General features: G+C 51.6%; 11 protein-coding genes and 3 pseudogenes. 6 read left to right on the top strand and 8 right to left on the bottom strand.

All coding sequences use genetic code 11. The annotated features are described in order from the left end of the window. The first annotated feature begins 158 nt into the window (after positions 1-158). The 3 genes from JCM25146_RS01985 (at position 159) to JCM25146_RS23195 (ending at position 2,917) form a co-directional block, all read left to right on the top strand. Positions 159-887, top strand: a complete 729-nt coding sequence (locus JCM25146_RS01985; protein ID WP_148298931.1) for a Crp/Fnr family transcriptional regulator — start codon at positions 159-161, stop codon at positions 885-887. Between the two features lie 171 nt (positions 888-1,058). Next, the gene (locus JCM25146_RS23200) at positions 1,059-1,775 is read left to right on the top strand and encodes a hypothetical protein (RefSeq protein WP_242400845.1); all 717 of its coding nucleotides are present in this window, start codon (positions 1,059-1,061) and stop codon (positions 1,773-1,775) included. Positions 1,776-1,813: 38 nt separating this feature from the next. Next, a complete protein-coding gene (locus tag JCM25146_RS23195) occupies positions 1,814-2,917 on the top strand; it encodes a hypothetical protein (RefSeq protein WP_242400844.1) in 1,104 nt (367 codons plus the stop codon). 46 nt (positions 2,918-2,963) lie between these two features. Here the strand turns inward: JCM25146_RS23195 and JCM25146_RS01975 are convergent, their stop codons facing one another. From JCM25146_RS01975 to JCM25146_RS01955, 3 genes and pseudogenes are all read right to left on the bottom strand, one after another. After that, complete coding sequence (locus JCM25146_RS01975) at positions 2,964-4,256, bottom strand: NAD(P)/FAD-dependent oxidoreductase (protein ID WP_025825497.1); 1,293 nt, start codon at positions 4,254-4,256, stop codon at positions 2,964-2,966. Between the two features lie 187 nt (positions 4,257-4,443). After that, positions 4,444-5,833 (bottom strand): annotated as a pseudogene (locus JCM25146_RS16505) (NAD-dependent succinate-semialdehyde dehydrogenase). A 432-nt stretch (positions 5,834-6,265) separates the two neighbouring features. Continuing rightward, a complete protein-coding gene (locus JCM25146_RS01955) occupies positions 6,266-6,859 on the bottom strand; it encodes a TetR/AcrR family transcriptional regulator (RefSeq protein ID WP_025825488.1) in 594 nt (197 codons plus the stop codon). A 145-nt stretch (positions 6,860-7,004) separates the two neighbouring features. Between JCM25146_RS01955 and JCM25146_RS01950 the strand changes: the two genes are divergently transcribed. Next, positions 7,005-8,204: an MFS transporter gene (locus JCM25146_RS01950; protein WP_025825486.1), complete on the top strand. Its 1,200-nt coding sequence runs from the start codon at positions 7,005-7,007 to the stop codon at positions 8,202-8,204. A gap of 79 nt (positions 8,205-8,283) precedes the next feature. Here JCM25146_RS01950 and JCM25146_RS01945 read toward each other — a convergent pair whose 3' ends face one another. Further along, positions 8,284-8,490, bottom strand: a complete 207-nt coding sequence (locus JCM25146_RS01945) for a cold-shock protein (protein ID WP_025825484.1) — start codon at positions 8,488-8,490, stop codon at positions 8,284-8,286. Between the two features lie 431 nt (positions 8,491-8,921). Between JCM25146_RS01945 and JCM25146_RS01935 the strand changes: the two genes are divergently transcribed. Further along, the gene (locus JCM25146_RS01935; protein ID WP_025825482.1) at positions 8,922-9,659 is read left to right on the top strand and encodes a hypothetical protein; all 738 of its coding nucleotides are present in this window, start codon (positions 8,922-8,924) and stop codon (positions 9,657-9,659) included. A 32-nt stretch (positions 9,660-9,691) separates the two neighbouring features. Here JCM25146_RS01935 and JCM25146_RS01930 read toward each other — a convergent pair whose 3' ends face one another. From JCM25146_RS01930 to JCM25146_RS16490, 4 genes and pseudogenes are all read right to left on the bottom strand, one after another. Continuing rightward, complete coding sequence (locus JCM25146_RS01930) at positions 9,692-10,624, bottom strand: DMT family transporter (RefSeq protein WP_025825480.1); 933 nt, start codon at positions 10,622-10,624, stop codon at positions 9,692-9,694. 206 nt (positions 10,625-10,830) lie between these two features. Further along, entirely contained in the window at positions 10,831-13,623 is a 2,793-nt protein-coding gene (locus JCM25146_RS20475) for a diguanylate cyclase domain-containing protein (protein ID WP_025825478.1), read from the bottom strand. A gap of 187 nt (positions 13,624-13,810) precedes the next feature. Further along, positions 13,811-14,394 (bottom strand): annotated as a pseudogene (locus JCM25146_RS16495) (thiopurine S-methyltransferase). A gap of 108 nt (positions 14,395-14,502) precedes the next feature. After that, a pseudogene (locus JCM25146_RS16490) lies at positions 14,503-14,825 on the bottom strand (YnfA family protein). Between the two features lie 54 nt (positions 14,826-14,879). Here JCM25146_RS16490 and JCM25146_RS21850 point away from each other — a divergent pair. Next, entirely contained in the window at positions 14,880-15,479 is a 600-nt protein-coding gene (locus JCM25146_RS21850; RefSeq protein ID WP_148298930.1) for a hypothetical protein, read from the top strand. Position 15,480 lies beyond the last annotated feature (1 nt).

Genomic DNA, 15,480 nt, shown 5'->3' with positions numbered 1-15,480 from the left:
AACAGACTGGTTGGTGCGCACGCCCTCCCCTGCCTGAAGGTATTTCTGGCGATATTGTGAAACGGTTCCGTTTCGTTTATTTATAAAGCCGACTTCACCCCGCCATCATGGTGTGAGTGTTTACCAGCAGGGAGAGCACACCTTATGGACAGGACCATTTGCAGCATATTCTGCTGCCATGCATGACACTCCATAACGTGCCGCACACTTTCCCTCATCACCGTCAGAGCTGCTCTGGAGCATCTGGCACACAGACCTCTGGTGTTTTGGCACCGGATATTCTCTCGGTGCTTGACCGTATCTGCACCACGATCCGAAAGCCCGCAAAAAGCGTGATATTTCGGCAAGGGGAACCGGCAGATTTTATTTATTTCCTTCAGTCAGGCGCACTACGCATTGATTGCCAGCTTGAAGACGGTCGCAATCTGGTGCTTGATTTTTTATGGCCGGGCAGGTTTTTGGGTATTGTTGAAAACGATGTTTACGCATGGTCGGCCACCACCCTTGTGGACGTACATCTCAAACGCCTGCGCCGAAGCACCGTGCAATCCCTGGCACAGGATTATCCACGCATTATGGACCTGCTGCTCCAGCAGAAATCAGCCTCCCTTATGGCTGCAAAAAACCACATTATTCTCATGTCCTGCCCGACAGCCACACACAAGCTGATCGGCTTTTTACTCGATTACAGCAAACGTCCGGAATACTACAACCCGACCACGCAGGTGCTCACACTGGTCATGAGCCGCAAGGATATTGCTGATTATCTGGGCATGACATTTGAAACAACCAGCAGGGTCTTCAAATATCTGGAGACACATAACTACATTAAAAAAATCAATCACCGGCAGATCCAACTCACCCCTCAGATATTGCAGGTCTCATAAGCCAGCACAGAACAACCACCACAGATTACACACACCAATGCCCGCCTCTGTATGGATGGGTCATCAAATTGGCATATCTACACTGGAGCAATACCCGTTAAATCACTGCTTCGTTACCGGCAAGGCGCTGACAACACATGCGCACATGACCGGCACACGAGGATGGGCCGGGTGAAAACAGTTTTTCCATACAGACAACAGTCTCAACCTTGGCGCTACATGCTGACCTGCGCCATAGGCAGCCTGCTCTGCACACCCCACCTCGCACAAGCAGATAGTAGCACCGAGATTGCACAACTACGCAGCATGGTTCTGCAACTGCAAGCACAGGTCAAAGACCTGCAAAAAAACCAGCAACGCTCCCACACTCCCCTCAACCACCAGCATGGCGGGCAGCCGCAAGGGCGGGCGAACAGATATGGCACAGTAGCCCAGTCATCCGCCAGCTCTCAGGAACGCGCACCCCTCCGCACCAGCAGCCCGCAGAGCGGGGAACTGGCGGGGCCAGTCCGCATTAACGACCAGCCTGTCGCACCTTTTTCGGTCGATCCGGCTCCCGTGGATGTGGCTCAAGACCAGCAAAACGTCAAAAGCATCAATCTGTCCTCTTCCAGTCCCACAGCACTCACCCAGACGGAAGTGGACAGCCTGCCCCCAATTTTTAAAATTGGTTCGGTCTCGGTAAAGCTTGGTGGGTTTGTGGACATGTCCAACATCTACCGCGACAAGAACCTGACCGCTGGCCCCGCCACCCCGTGGGGGGCATTCCCGTATTCCGGCAACCCCAATGCCCATGCATCGGAATACCGCCCGACTGCCCAGCTCAGCCGCTTCAGCCTGCTGATAGAGGGGAAACCGGCAAAAGGCGTAACCGTTGAAGCTATGTAGAAAGCGACTTTGGTGGCTCTGGCAGCAACTCCAACGCCGTGCAGACCAACAGCTACGTACCCAGAATGCGACAGGCCTATCTAGCGGCAGATGACCGTGACCTTGGGCTGCACTTTCTGGCAGGTCAGGCATGGAGCCTGACCACCGGCTACACCAGCACCCTACTGCGCAGGCATGAACAACTCCCACCTGTTGTAGATAGCAACCTTATCCCAGGCGTGACCTTTACCCGGGTGCCGCAGGTACGGTTTATCAAAGACTTTCATCGCAAGTGGTGGCTTGGCCTGTCGGTAGAAACACCACAGGCCACTCTTGGGTTTGATGACTCAACTCTGGATTCAGGCGGCAACATTCCTCCCGCCATGGGACAAACCACAGGGCCACACGTCATCTATAACAGTACAGGCACAGGGATGCTCGACCCTGAGGCCCATTACAGTCTAGATGCCGCACCTGATATTGTGCTCAAAGGTGCTGTCGATACCTCTGTCGGACATTACGAACTGTATGGTCTGGCCCGGCGGTTCAGGACCATTGTCGTCACAGGGGGAAGCAATGGGGGCGTGGGTGGTCAGGCGCACTCCCATGTCGTCTTTGGCGGGGGTGTCGGTGGCTCCATGGCCGTACCGCTGCTGGGGGGCAAAATGCAGCTTGTGGGGGATGTTCTGGCAGGCAAAGGTATCGGTCGGTATGGCCCGGGCCAGCTACCAGACATGACCCTAAGCAGTACTGGCGCACCAGCCCCCCTGCACGAAATTATTGGATCACTCGGGCTGATAGGCCACCCCACCGACAACCTCCTGCTCTACGCTTATGGCGGCGTAGAAGCAGCCCACCGGAGCGTTTATGAGGGAGCGGATGGCAATTACTACGGCTATGGTTCACCCAATGCCAAACTTTCAGGCTGCTCGGTCATGCTGGGAACATGCAACGCCCAGACCCAGTCTCTGGCCTCCTACACAATGGGGGGATGGTGGCACCTGCTGGATGGGCGTTACGGCAGTGTCATGACCGGCGTGCAATACACCTACGTTCGCAAATTCGCTTTCCACGGGGTAGATGATGGAGGCAATGTTTCCCGCCCCACGGCAAACGGAAACACGGTTTTTGTGACATTCCGTTACTACCCCTTCCAAAACTGAGCGCGAGAGAGTTTGTCAGAACCTCAAGCGCCCACCGGTTCCGAAATTAATCCAGTCGGACAGGGGGGCGAATAAATGTTTCGATCCGGTCTGCAAAAATGGACGCAAGCCCGCGCAGAAGACCATACAATTCAACCTGATGTTTTCTATACAGCATAATGTGACCAATTCTGGCAGACAGCCCTCGCATAAAGCCACCACCCAGCACCCGCCCACCGGGCAGCGCCGCCCAGCCATTATAATTACCTAAAGCAACAATAGCGCCCTTGTTCTGGAAAATACAGGACGGCACCTCCTGCGCGTGCTCAATCCATGCGGGCAAATGCTTTGCAAGGTGAATAGCCTGCTGGCGCGCTACCTGCGCCGTTGCAGGCAATGGGTCATCTACAATAAAAGAGCAGTCTCCCATTGCAAATATCCGGTTATCATCAACGGAACACAGGTTGGGCTTAACCTGTATCTGCCCCGAGCGATTGAGCGAGAGCCCACCATACGCCTGTGTCACCTCCGGCGCCTTAACGCCCGCAGCCCATACCCGCAGCGCTGCGGGCACATGCGTGCCATCCTTGAGAATAAACCCGCTCTGGTCAGCCCCCGCCACTCTGGCTGATGTGCGCACCTTAACCCCAATCCGCTCCAGTTCCTGCTGCGCCGCAGCAGAAACAGATTCGGGGAAAGCAGGCAGAATACGTGCACCAGACTGAAGCAGAGTAATACTGAGCTTGGGTGGTTCCTTGCCAAAAGCATGCAAGCTGACCGGGTCCACAATTTCAAGCGACTTATGGAGTTCAGCTGCAAGCTGGGTGCCGGTAGCGCCTCCCCCAACAATGGCTATGTCCAACTGGGATGTATTGGCAAATGCCTTGAGCAGCTCCATACGAAACTTCTCGTTAAATGCATTTGCTTCCACAAGATTATCAATAAACAGGCAGTTTTCCTTAACACCGGGAGTGCCAAAGTCATTGGCGCAGCTGCCTACAGCCAGCACTACGGCGTCATACGTCAATGTCCGGCTTTCCAGCACCGGCGTGCCATCAGATGCATGAAAAGGGCTAAGTGTTACTTGTCTTTTTTCCCGATCAAGGGATACCACCTCACCAGGCCAGAATTCAAAGTGGTTGCCACTGGCCTGAGACATGAAACTGATACGATCATTTTCATTCATGACCGTGCCAGCGGCAAAGCAATGCAGCATCGGCTTCCATACATGGCAGAAACTCTTGTCCACCAGCGTAATACGAGCCTTGCCCTGCCTGCCCAGTGTTTTGCCAAGACGTGTTGCAAGAGCCAGACCGGCCACACCACCGCCGACAATAAGAATTTCAGACCTGGATGACATCGGTTTTACAAACCTCTTTTAAAAACATGCACAATGGAGACCTGACAAAGCAGACTTTGCGTAAGAAAACGTGCCAGAATTTTTTTGAAGCAGGGATTTTTGCGAATACTCTCATAACAAAGTATTCATTGTATTCAGTATATTTTAAAAATACCGGTGGACATAAGTGCCCACCGGGATGTTCCGCTCAGAACGGAGCGTCAATATCAACCGTATTGATCAGCTTGTGGTTCACAAACTCCTTGATCCCCAAGCCAATCAGTTCACGGCCATAACCAGAGCGGGCAATACCGCCAAATGGCAGATCAGCCTTTGGCACCAGAGGATGGTTGATAAACACCATACCCGTACGGATCCGCGCAGCTACACGCGCACCGCGTGCCTCGTCCCGCGTAAAGACAGAACCACCCAGACCATAGGGTGAATCATTGGCAATACGCACTGCGTCATTTTCATCCTTTGCACGGTAAAGCTGCGTTACCGGGCCAAAGAATTCCCAATGCCGGGCCTCATTATTTTCATCCAGACCGGTCATCAGCAACGGCTGGAAAAATGCGCCTTTGCCCGGAACAGGGGCGCCAATGACTTCCACCTTCGCACCATGCCCCATGGCCCGTGTTACCTGATCGTGCAGGTCGTCCTTGGCTGCCTGGGAAGAAAGAGGTGCGAGCGTCGTGGACGGGTCCATCGGGTCCCCTGCCTTAAGCTCTGCCACGCCTTTTTTGTACAGTTCCACAAAGCGGTCATACACGGCATCAGCACAATCAGACGCTTGGCAGAAACACAAACCTGCCCGGCATTCCAATGGCGGCCAATAACGGCCCATTTTGCCGCTTTTTCTACGTCTGCATCGTCCAGAACGATAAAAGCATCCGCCCCACCCAGTTCCATGGTGGCCTTTTTAAGCGCTTTACCAGCTGTGCCTGCAATAATAACACCTGCACCTTCGGAACCCGTCAGCGCCACACCGCAAACGCGGGGGTCATTCAGGATCATGGCTGTATGAGGGCGCGCGGCGTACAGGTTGCGGAACAGCCCCTTAGGCAGCCCAGCTTCTTCCATCAGGGTCTGACAGGCAGCGGCACATTGCGCAGGTTGGATGCATGCTTGAGCAGCACGGCATTCCCGGCAGAAAGCTGGGGCGCAATAATGCGGACAACCTGATAGAATGGGAAGTTCCACGGCTCAATGGCCAGCACAATACCCAGAGGTTCGTGCACCAGCGTTGCCTTGCCTTCCGATGGATGCGCAACGGGTAGGGATTCAGGCTTGAGAAGTTCTTCCGCAAATTTTGCGTAATATTCAAAAATTTCGGCAGAAAGAATGACTTCTTTCTTGGATTCCTCAAACAGTTTACCCATTTCCAGCGTACCGAGCAGGGCGTATTTATCTACATCCCTACGCAAAATGGCGGCAGCGGCATTCATGATCCGCGCACGTTCTGCAAAGGATGTTTCGCGCCAGCTTTCATAAGCCTCATGGGCCTGTGTCAGCGCGGTCTGGACTTCTGCGTCCGTAGCATCGGGGAAAGTTGCAAGAACTTCGCCTGTATAGGGGTTTGTTGTCGCGTAGGCCATTTTACCTCACAAATATGATAGCATCGCCAAGGCGAAAACGAACGCATTCCGCCTGACGTCCCGTTTCCAGGCCGTGTATGACCTCGGGATAAAAATAAATAGACCAGTCAACTCTTTTTGGGGCAAACCGAAAGCTCTGGTTCCCACCTGCCCCTTCTGTCCGCCGCCAGCACAATGCGGTCGGTCACCTCTGTGCACAAAACCTTATGGGCCAAACCATGGACCGGAATGCTGCCACGCCATGGTTCGCTTTTTTGTGCAGCGCACGCTGTCTGTATATGTGTAGATATAGATAAGGTCAACGCAAAAAATAGACCGATCGTCTTGAGATTTCTCTCAGTTCAGCCACCATTATTGTATAACCACATGTAAACAAAAGATTTTTTAATTAAGACCGTTTAGGTCCCAATTAACGCAGATCTGCCATCCAGATTAGGGGAGAAGCAGCTGCTCCGAAGCCCGCAAGGTTTTTTCAAACGGTTGCGAGCGATGGGTAATTTTGACCATCAAGGTCGCTCCCAGCCACAACTGGTACAGAGCACCCGCCAGAACCTGTGGTTCCAAGCCACGTCGCACCGATCCCTCCTGCTGCCCCTTGGCAATTGTGCTGGCAATACGATCGATAGCCTGAGCCGTACCGGAATCCAGAATTCTGCGCATACGCTCGGATAAATCAGAAACCTCGGCAGCCAGTTTGACAATCAGACATTTATCGCCTGTTTTGCCATCCACATGGGTTTCCTGCCAGAAACGGAAATACGCAAACAGCTGGTCCGCCGCATTCCCTGCATCTGGCGAGAAGAGTGCATCCATTTTTTGCAGATAATCAGCCATGTATATCCGCAGAAGTTCCTCGCCAAACGCTTCCTTGGAATCAAAATAATGGTAGAATGATCCTTTGGGAATGCTTGCCACTTCCAGTATCTGGGAAATACCTACTGCAGAAAACCCACGCTCTCCAACAATAGAACGTGCAGCTTCCACAATACGCTTTCTGGCTGCATTATGCTTTTCTTCAACACTCATGCGTATTGAATAGAGTATCCACTAAAAACAGTCAATACAACTAGACTGATCGGTCTATATTTATAGCTACCACTGCCCTTTCTCTCATTGCAGCCATCGCATTGCACTGACTGGCAAAAGGCCGGAAATCTGTTCCAATTGCATCATGGCCATAATCCAGACATCAACCCCTAGCCCGCTACAAAGGGTTCTTACCGTCGTTCTGTTCAATCTGCTTGTCTATATTGTTATTGGCCTGCCGAATGCCGTTCTGACCATTTTTGTGCACACCACACTGGGGTACAGCACAACACTGGCCGGGCTAACCTTTGCCTTGCAGTATGCAGCCACATTTGCCTCCCGTTCCTCTGCCGGGCGGCTCATAGACAAGCTTGGTCCCAAACCCGTAGTTGTCGGGGGGCTGGCCGCCTGCGTCTGTTCAGGGCTGCTGCTCGGCTGGTCCGCAACGCTCCATAATGCCCCCGCCATATCCTTAGCAGTTATGCTGCTCAGCCGCCTTTTTCTGGGCTGGGCGGAAAGCTGGACCTCCACAGGTGTTATCATCTGGAACATCCACCGCGCTGGCGCAGAAAACACTGCGCTTGCCATCTCGTGGAACGGCATATGCTCTTACGGGGGCATTGCACTGGGGGCGCCAATTGGTGCGGCTCTGGCACTTCTGCCGCCACCTTACGGCGGGCTTGTTGCCATTGGGGCACTCTCCATAGTCCTCCCCCTAGTTGGGCTTGCTCTTATTGGTTTTTATCAAGGCCCCAAACCCCATGCTGCCACGCAAGCCCCCATCTCCTTCCGCAAGGCCCTGCATCTGGTAGTATGGCACGGATCAGCTCTGGCTGCGGGCTCCATCGGATTTGCCGCCATTTCGTCTTTTCTGGCTCTTTATTATGCCGTGCATCACTGGGACGGAGCCGCTACCGCACTGGCGGTATTTGGCATGGTGTTTGTGTGCATCCGCTTTTTCTTTGCTAGGCAGATCAAACAGCGCGGCGGCGTATTTGTGGCCATTGTCTCCCTGCTGGTCGAGGCTCTGGGGCTGATGATTATCGGCACCTTCCCATCACACGCATGCGCCCTGTTGGGAGCGGCCTTAACTGGCGCTGGTTTTTCGTTACTTTTTCCTGCATTGGGAGTTCTGGCGGTCGACCGGGCTGGACCATACAATCGTGGTGCAGCGTTAAGTGCCTATTCCGTTTTTCTGGATCTGGCCGTCGCCTGTTCTGGCTTTACACTTGGACCCATTATTGAACTCTCTGGCTACCGCGCCATGTTCCTGAGCAGTGCAGGCTGCTGCCTGCTCGGGGCCACCATAAGCTACATGCTCAAACGCACCCCAACCACGCCCTGAGTCTTCAAGCACACAAACCCGGACATAAAAAAAGCCGCCCCGAGAGGCGGCTTCAGACAGCATTTCTGCCAGTCTGGTCTTAAACTGCCTTGAGATTGACAGCGGACTTTTTGCCGTTACGGCCTGCTTCGATTTCGTAAGAAACCTGCTGCCCTTCGCTAAGCGAAGCCATGCCTGCACGTTCAAGAGCAGAAATGTGAACGAACACGTCCTGCGCACCATCCTCAGGCTGGATAAAACCGAAACCCTTGGTCGAATTAAACCATTTTACGGTGCCTGTTGCCATAACTAGGCTCCTTTTTTAACGTCGTGGTCGCGCACAGAACACGTGCGCAATCGTAACTTCCAACAGGACAAACCCGACACAACGCGCGCCGGTCAGCCTTATAAGAGCATCCACTTTGTGTGTTTACGCAGATTTTTCATCAACCCGCAAGATTTTATTTTTATGGTGCAAGAAATGAATTTTTAAAATCAGGATAACTGATTTGTAATATTGAACTTATTCATGGTTTTTTATGCTATGATTATTCATATTTATTATCTCATTTTCCCATTTTTATAAATTTTTTAACCCTAACCAAGAACCACGCCGCTCAACCTTTTTATTGTCATTCTGCCACACATCCACGCCATCGCGACGCTACACAGACACTGGATGGAACACACCATTCACGTTATGAAAACTCCGCTCACACAACCTTCAAGGCCTTTTTCATGCCCCACGCCCAAACTCCACAAAGCCAGCAAGCCAGTACGCATGGTGTGGTCTGGAAAGATTGCCCTGAAGCCACTCTGCTTAACCTTGTCACATCAGAAATTGTGCGGAATTTCCCGCGTCCCTTGCAAGACGATAACAGACGTGTCCACACCCCCACGCTCTTTGCGGCTCTGGGAAGTGTCTGCGGGTTTACCGCTCAAGCAAGCCTGTCTGCATTGATGGACGCAGGAGTAAGACCGGAGCAGGATATGATGGCCCACACATTGGCTGGGGGACGGACATTTCTATTTGGCGAACAACTCAACCAGTTTCTGATGCACGGAGACCCCAGCGTCCATAACCCCGGTCTGTGGCCCTGCCTGACCAGCCCCGCCCTGCAGCAAGGCTGCACCACACAGGATCTGCCAGACCTGAATGCCCAGTTTGCATGTGTTGCCAGCCGCCTGGCCACCGCAGAAGAAGGCGTACCCGATGTTGAGGCTTCGTTTCGTCCCCTGATTGCAACAGAAGACCTGCGTGAAGCCATGTGGGTTTATATGGAACCCATTTTTTTACAAAATTATCCCGATAAACCCGGCCCGCATGGTCCACTACCCAAACCATTATGGAGTTCAGCAATGAATGTGGCTGCCGGAATGCTGTACGCCACGCTCTTCAAGGTCATGGCCCCACGCACGTCCATGACCATTCTGCTGCAATCTGCCATTTTTGGTTCAAAAATCATAGAAAGCTGAAGCACAGCCCCACAAGCACGCCCGCCCTTTGCTCAACTGGCCATTTGCCCGGCCTTGCGGGCTTTGCGGCGAGCAAGACGCTCCTTCATGGCCATGCGCTCATAACGAATTCTCTGTCGCACCCAGTTCAGTATGCCAGATGACATCAGCACAATAATGCCGACAAAAGTCCAGACATCCAGCGGCTGACGAAAAACAAGGTAACTCAGGGCCACACCCCACACCATCTGGCTATATTGGGGCAAAGCCACGCGGTTGGCCGGAGCACGGGCGGTCGCCATCATCATCATCAACTGCCCCAGAGCAGCCAGAAATCCATACCCGAACAGATAAACCCACGCCGTCATGCTTGCAGGCCACTGGGCATGCAGCCCCATAAGAAGCCCGTTCCCGACCAGAGGCCCAATCAGACTGGAGCCAAAAAGGGACAGGCGCGTACGCTCCTTATCCGCCAGCCGATAGGCAATAACACTGCCCGCATTGGCAAACGCGGCAATAAGAGCACACAAATGCCCCCAGTGCAGCGCCCGGAACCCAGGACGCAGCACAATCAACACCCCAACAAACCCCAACACAACCGCCAACCATGCCCAGAATGTCACTTTTTCCTTGAGCAGTATCACGGACAGGATTGTCACGAATAACGGCATCAGAAACATAAGAGAAAATGCTTCGGGCATAGGAAGCAGCATAAAGGCTTCCACGCTGGCAGCCGTGGCGGCAAAAACGCAGCCTGCCCGCAACAGCCACATACCCCATTGCTGCGGCCGGACAATATCCAAATAAGATTCATCTGGCCTGCGGATAAACGGCAGGATAAGAAAACCAAAAAGCCCGCCAGAAAACGCAACTTCAAATGGATCAAGCTGGCCTGCCAGCAATTTGGAAAACGCATCGCTGACAGAAAAAGATGCGTAAGCCCCAAAAGCTAACGCCATGCCGGAAAAAAGAGTTTTAGTGTCCATTGAAGCCGCTATATCTGTGAGAAAAATCCTGAATGCAGGATAGTATTTGGTAGCAATAAGGGCCGATCAGCACAAAGTAAAACCTATTTTCCAGTTTTGTATTTCTGGCATCAGGTTTTTTAAGCAATCCTGCAGATTACACTCCAGATGCGGCCAAAAACATGTGGGCCAGCATAGGTAGCATCCATCTGCTACCTCTTGCCGTCTTATGTCAGTTGGGTGTCTGGAACATCATCTGCAAGATCGCTGGCCAGAAACCACCATTTTTCACGCGTTTTTTTTGTTATGTTTGGCGTGGTACATAGCATGTCAGCATTTTTTAACAAATGCTCCGCATCCGTGCCATCCTGCGGATAAAAGGCAAGACCCAGCGTCATGCCCACCATGGCGGAAGCACCTGTTGCGACCACAAAAGAGTCTTCAACCGCACCATGCAGGGTATTGAGCGCGACTTCGGCCTGCTCGGTAGCCTGAGCCGTTATCAGACCTTCAAGCACCACAACAAATTCATCTCCGCCCAATCTGGCAATATAATCTGTCTGGCGTAGCAGGCTCTGCAAGCGTTGGCCAAGCTGGAGCAACAGCCTGTCTCCTGCCTCGTGCCCATAAGTGTCATTCACCTGCTTGAAGCCATCCAGATCAATCAGACCGACCGCTACGGTCGTGGCACTCCGTTGTGCACGCGCCAGCGCCTGCGGCAGATATTCCCCAAGCGCCAGACGGTTGGGCAGGCCTGTCAGCACATCCTGCCGGGCACGCTGTGCCTCCTGTTCCTGCAAACATTCAATCCGCTGTTTGACGTCCAGCTTATCCAGAGCATGCCCCAAAAGACTGGCAACCCGCTTGCACAGGGCAATACTGTGCTCATCAAAAACCTGTGCCTGTGGAGACGCAAAGGTCATCAACGCCCAAATTCGGTCTCCCCGCCAGATGGGTGCAGACAGAACGGCACGCCAGTTATTAGCCTGAATAAAAGCAAAACATGGATTGCTGGCCTGCTCGGTCAACTCGTCATTGCTATAAACAACCTCCCTGCCTTTCCATGCACGCATGAAAACAAGAGGCTGTACCCGCGAACAGTCATCATTCAAACAGGTATTGATCTGTTCAATACCACCTGTCCCCTTACCTGCGCGGGACAATACATGGACTTGCCCCGCATGATCCACCCGACCAATCCAGACAGCATGGAACAACGTGTCCCGCACAAGATCCGAGCAGGTGCGGCTGCACATCTCACCTTCATCTGTCGCAAGCAGAACGGCATCTGCTGCGTTGACCAGTGCATGATAAAGGCGTCTGGCCACATCCCGACTTGTAACATCCTCCAGTGTCCAGACAGAAATATCGCTATGCAAATCAGATAACTGAACACCTGAACAGTCAGCAATCAGAATCTGGCCATCAGCACGGGCAAGGCGCACGCCAGCTATCTGCACCTCCCGTTTTTGTGCCAGCTCGTCATAGCACTCGGCAACACGTCTGAATTCATGATGATCTGCAAAAAGAATTTCCGTTGATTTTCCAACAAGAGCGTCTTCTGGCATACCCAGCATGTGGGTGGCGTAGGAATTGGTCATCTGCACCACCCTGTCTTTTACAAGCAGAATGCCCACCACAGAGTTATCCAGCAATGCCGCTTTTAACCGCTGACTGTAAATCCGGTCCAGACCCATGGAGATATTGATACAGACCTCTTTGAGTAAGATCTGAACCTGATCATCAAAAATATCTGATTTTTCGTGGTAAACACTAAAAATTGCCCAGACTTTTCCGTCCCTGTAAATAGGCAGAGCGGTGTTTGAGCGCAGCCCCAGCCTGAGCGCCTTTTCTTTCCATGGTGCCAGTGTGGCATTTTCCATAAATGATGCGTTAAATATAGGCGCGCCCGTACGCCAGACCTGACCAATAGTGCCCCGACCTTCGGGCACATCTGCACGTGCAGAAATAACAATATTATCCAGATATGTACTCGAGCCGCTTATGGCCAGAAACTTGAAATGTTGATTTTCATCCGGTCTGGTTATCAAAGCAATTTTAAAATGGGCATATCGTATGGCCATATCGCAGATTTCCTGCAAAAGACCGGACTCATTATTAGCCTGACTGGCACATTGGCTGGCCTGTGCCATAAACATGTTAAAATCGGTCAGCCGACGCAAACGCACCATCTGCTCCCGATCACGCCGACGAATGAGAAACTCTCCAACTATAACCAGCAGTGCAAGAAAAAGAGCCTCTGCACTCCAACGTGCAGGGGCCTGCTGGCTGTAACTACGCCACACGCGTGAAGAGGGAACCAGTGTCTGCACCACAAAGGGATACCCCGGAACCGGAGCCTGTGCGATCATCTCCGGCTTGACGGACAGTAACGGATGAACCTGCACCTGCATGTGCAACAGATGCGTTAAAGATTGCCCATTGCGGGTATCTATAACCGTAAAATCCCATTTTCTGTAATCCGGAGGCAGTTCCTGCTCATCCAGAAACCTGCTCAGACGATAGGGAGATCCTAAAAAATATCCTGTTTCGCCAGCATCCTTTTCATGCACCCGCATGGGAAGCACGACAGTGCCCTGATTTTCCGAATAATGCACGGGACCCAAAAAATGATTGGGCATCTTGGGAACAGCAGAAAAATCCCGTAGCGGCTCAGCCTGATGCTTTTTCTGCCCGGAAGTCGACCACTGTATGCTGTCCCCATCAGCCCCAAGCACGCTGAACGTCGAATACGCAGGACGAGACAGCAGGTAATGACGGAGCAAAAGTTCCATTTGAGCAGACATGGTCTCCGGTCTGTCATCCGGTCCATGGAGTGCTACCAAAGCCATATCGAGCTCTGTAAAGCGCGTGTCCAGTCGCTCCATAATCAGATTGGCATATGCCTGACCATCCCTGCGCGCGGCCTCGTTTACTTCTGTAATGGCGTGCTGGTATTCATCAAACTCGATCGCGGTACCACATATCACCACCACCAGAACTGGCAGGGTATAGTTCATAACCACTCCGGTCCGTTTTTTTGCATTCCTGAAAGAATGATACAAAACGGAAGGGAAAGATGAAATTTTGCTCACGCGCAGGACCATGTGTTGAATTTTACAACAAAAAATATACTACACCTACACTATACACTCCATATTTTTCCAAAGAACATATGGAAAATATTTTTATTACAATCCAATAAAGTCATTTTTTAAATTCTCTTTTTTGAGCATGTAAAAACCAGATATGCTCATATCCCGGCTCCCTTCCCTTGATGCCATTGGCCACGGGAAAGTGCTCTATGCTCGCAATGGTATAATCCTGAGCATAATACCGCTCCACATCTTGTGCCATAACCGCAAAAGGTGGACCGGATAGACGCTCTTGATCATATTCTACGCAAACCAGAAGCTGATCAGCACTTTTGGTAAGATACGTAAGGTGATGCGCATAGAGCGCAGCCATCTGAGGAGCAAAGCCACCAAAGCCGCCCGATCATAAACAATATCAACCGAGCCAAGCACATCAGGCGTTAGAGAAAAAATATCCGCGGCAAAAATTCTAATATTTGGCCCTTCAAATACCACCACTCCAGAAGGCAAGCAGGATATGGCCGGATGAATATCCAACTCCACAAACAACTGCTCCACCGCCAGACGGCTCAGCTCCACACCGATTACTCTATAATTGCTTTTCAATAGCCAGTGTATATCAAGGCTTTTACCACATAATGGCACAAAAACGCACGCACCCTGCGGAGCACAAGGGCCAGAGAAATATGCCACCATGCAGGGTGAGCATGTAACGCATGGAACCCGATCTCGTTGCGTTTCCATTTTGCAAGCCAGAATTGAGCGTCCATTTACGAACCCGCACCCTCCCATAGATAATAATGATTACGCATGTGGTACAAATAGAATCACCGCCGCACCCAGCAGACATAGACCTGCCCCAGTCAGGTCCCACCAATCTGGTGGCATACCCTCTGCAAACCACATCCACAACACGGCAACTGTAATGTAGATTCCCCCATACGCCGCATAGGCACGACCAGCCACAGAGGTGTCTACCAAAGTCAACAAATAAGCGAACAGCAACAGGGAGCCGCATCCCGCAAAAGCCATAAAGCGGTCCTACCAAGACGTAACCACGCCCAGAATGCAAAACATCCACCAATTTCCGCCAATGCTGCGGCCAGAAAAATCAGCCCGGTTTTCATCCCACTTCACGGTGCATCATTGCGCCGACACTCCCTCAACCCCATAATTTTTATTTGCAGATTATCATTCTTCAAGAAAAAATCATTGCTAAAACAAAATTAGATATCACCACGCTCCTCAGATCAGTTTTCATTCAAACCGTCAATCCGCCCTCTCCAATTGCACCTCCCCCCTCAAGACTCTCGGCAAAGTTGCATTTGCCCGCCAATTGTCACGATAATGTGACTCCCCTCCCCTACCAGCCATTGCGGCACCAGCGCATCCATATCGTTGTTATAAAAGAATTTTATGTACATTTTGATGATATTTCCCCAGTATGCGAGATGGGTAACAATACCCCTCCACGCCAGCCCAGAAAATACATGGAATATGTTTGTTTATTTATCACAAATATAGAGAAAATATATGGATTGGCCTTCCCCACAAATGTCGATTGCATTGGTTTTATTTTAAATAACACATCACATTTTCATCAAATACCTATTTTTATAAATAAATATTCAGGATTTCCATTGACTTTGCAGATTGAGATATATTCAAAATTTAAGGGGCATCGCACAGGAAACTATGCCATAGTGTCTCATGTTCTTTCATCTGGCATAGTCGTCTTGCAATCGGCTTCCTTCAGGTTTAGCCACATAGTCAAAGATTGAG

This window comes from Acetobacter okinawensis JCM 25146, assembly GCF_000613865.1.
GTDB classification, from domain to species: Bacteria; Pseudomonadota; Alphaproteobacteria; order Acetobacterales; family Acetobacteraceae; genus Acetobacter; species Acetobacter okinawensis.
This window is presented reverse-complemented; position numbering and strand designations above follow the sequence as displayed.